The following is a 2,545-nucleotide window of genomic DNA, read 5'->3' on the forward strand; positions in this document are numbered from 1 at the left end:
CGTAAATGTTTCCTGTTTCTTCATCCCCATACACCACCATTGCGTTGATAGTGTTATTATCCCACATCCGGAGCCTTTATGGTAGTGCGGATTAAATCAGAGATTCCCTAGCTTCATCTTTATGATCGTCTATATGATTACAGTGGGCTATAAAATGTTCCCCAAAGTTCTGGATTTTGAAGATCAGGTCCCTGATGTGGATGCCACTGCCATTGAAGCGTTTAAACCCACCTGGCGCACATGGGTCTCCATTGGTACGCTGGTGTTCTGTGTCTTTGGATTTTTCTCCGGTATCTGGGATACCGCTGTGGTGGCTCTAATCGGTGCGGCGATTGCCATTATCACCGGCTGTGTTGATTTCAAAGGAGCCTTCAAGCGGGTGGATTGGAACACAATCGCCGTTATGGCCTTTGCCCAAGGCATCGCCGCGGCGATGAACGACTCTGGCGCCGGTGCCATGATTGCCAACTGGGTGGTGGACATGGTGGGCGACAACCTGTGGCTACAGATGGCAGGCTGTGTCATCGTGAATACGGTCCTCACCAATATCATGTCGAATACCGCCACCGCCGCCATGATGGCGCCCATCTATATTTTGATCGCTTCCCACCTGGGTGTCAGCTATTTCCCCTTCATGATCGCCATTGCCGTGGCCACCAATCTGACCGCAGCTACTCCCATAGGCGGTACTGCCGTTACCATGACCTCTCAGGCGGGATACCGGTTCAATGACTTCGTCAAGATCGGTACGCCTATGAACATTGCTTGGGCCATCATCACCATCGTTATGACTTTGGTTGTATACCCCTTCTGACAGGCCAACACAGCGTTGGAATAGGAGGTAAACGCATGGGACTCAGATTTGATGAATTTGAAGTCGGAAAAACGTATCTCTCAGCTCGAAGGACCATTCGGGAATCAGATATAGAGCAGTTTGCGGCCTTGTCGGGGGACTATAACCCTCTGCATGTGGACGAGCTTTACATCAAGGAAAATACCAATTATCGCCAATGCATTGCCCACGGGGCACTGACCTTTGCCATATCTACAGGATTCTCCTTTCAGGACGGACTGGTGGCCGGCACGACACTGGCTTTTTTGGGGGTGGACGAGCTGCGTTGGAAGCACGTAATCTACCCAGGCGATACCATCCGCATGCAGACCACCGTTTTGGAGAAAAAGGAGAGCAAGGATCCGTCCCGCGGAATCGTGACATTCCAGAGAGACATTATCAACCAGGATAGAGTGGTATGTATGACCTATCGGGCAGTGCTGATGATCAAGCGCTGAGACATACCATTACTTACTTCGTTTAGCAACGGATGAAGCTCATCTGCTAAAAAATATTTGACAGAAAGGACGATATGTATGTTCCCTAACATGACTGATTTTGATTTTATGCTCACTGAGGACCAGATCGGGCTGCGTGACATGGTTCGTAAATTCGCCCAGGAGAAAGTGAAGCCTACCTGCCGCGCTCTGGAGCGTGAGGGCGAGGTCCCTGAGGATCTGGTCAAGGAGGCCAACAGCATGGGCCTCAACCTGGTGAGCCTGCCCGAGGCGTACGGTGGTCTTGGACTAGACAAGTTCACCTACGCGCTGATTCGTGAGCAGCTGGCCCAGGGCGATGCCGCCTTTACCTCCCGTGTGTTCGGCTTCGGCTGGTCCCCGCTGAAGATTGCCGGTAACGACAAGCAGAAGGAATGGGTGGCTGACCTGATGCTCAACGGCGGTATCCTGGCCTTCGCCCTGACCGAGAGCCAGGCCGGTTCCAACGCCGGCGCCATGGTGACCACCGCTCGTAAAGAAGGCGACGAGTACATCATCAACGGTACCAAGAACTTTATCACCAGCGGCGGCGATGCCGCTGTGGTCTGCGTCTTTGCTGTGACCGACAAGGAAAAGGGCTCCAAGGGCGGTGTGACCGGCTTCCTGGTTCCCAAGGATTGGCCCGGTTTCATCGTCAGCGGCCACGAGGATAAGATGGGCTTCCGCTGCGCCCACACCAGCACCCTCTTCTTCGACGACATGCGCATCCCCTCCAAGTACCGCCTCGGCGAGGAGGGCGAGGGCTTCCAGCTGGCTATGAAGATCCTGGACGACTCCCGTCCCGCCTGCGGCGCCTCCGCTGTCGGTATCGCCCAGTCCGCCATGGATGAGGCCATCACCTATGCCCAGACCCGCGCCCCCGGAGGCAAAAAGCCCATCATCATGAACCAGGGCATCGGCTTTATGCTGGCCGACATGGAGATCCAGATCCAGGCAGCCCGTCAGCTGGTTTGGGGTGTCTGCAAGTCCGCCGACGCCGGCATCGTCAACAAGAAGCTGGCCGCCTGCGCGAAGTGCTTTGCCGGTGACGTGGCCATGAAGGTCACCACCGATGCCGTTCAGGTCCTGGGCGGAAACGGCTATTCCAGAGAGTATCCCGTGGAGAAGCTAAGGAACCTCTGAATAAAAGCCTTTATCCTGTTTCTACTCAATGTATTAGCCGCCATTTGCGCTTGGTTAAGGTGATTTCAGTGCAAAATAGCCATTATTTATCTGC

General features: G+C 54.2%; 3 protein-coding genes. All 3 read left to right on the forward strand.

The genetic code is table 11. The features are described 5' to 3' along the window. The first annotated feature begins 154 nt into the window (after nucleotides 1-154). Nucleotides 155-814, forward strand: a complete 660-nt coding sequence (locus tag ACTNBK_RS16870; RefSeq protein WP_441147832.1) for an SLC13 family permease — start codon at nucleotides 155-157, stop codon at nucleotides 812-814. Between the two features lie 35 nt (nucleotides 815-849). After that, nucleotides 850-1,290: a MaoC family dehydratase gene (locus tag ACTNBK_RS16875; protein WP_441147834.1), complete on the forward strand. Its 441-nt coding sequence runs from the start codon at nucleotides 850-852 to the stop codon at nucleotides 1,288-1,290. Nucleotides 1,291-1,368: 78 nt separating this feature from the next. After that, complete coding sequence (locus ACTNBK_RS16880) at nucleotides 1,369-2,451, forward strand: acyl-CoA dehydrogenase family protein (RefSeq protein ID WP_441147836.1); 1,083 nt, start codon at nucleotides 1,369-1,371, stop codon at nucleotides 2,449-2,451. The last annotated feature ends 94 nt before the right edge of the window (nucleotides 2,452-2,545 follow it).

This window comes from Intestinimonas sp. HCP28S3_D6, from assembly GCF_052065695.1.
GTDB lineage: Bacteria > Bacillota > Clostridia > Oscillospirales > Oscillospiraceae > Intestinimonas.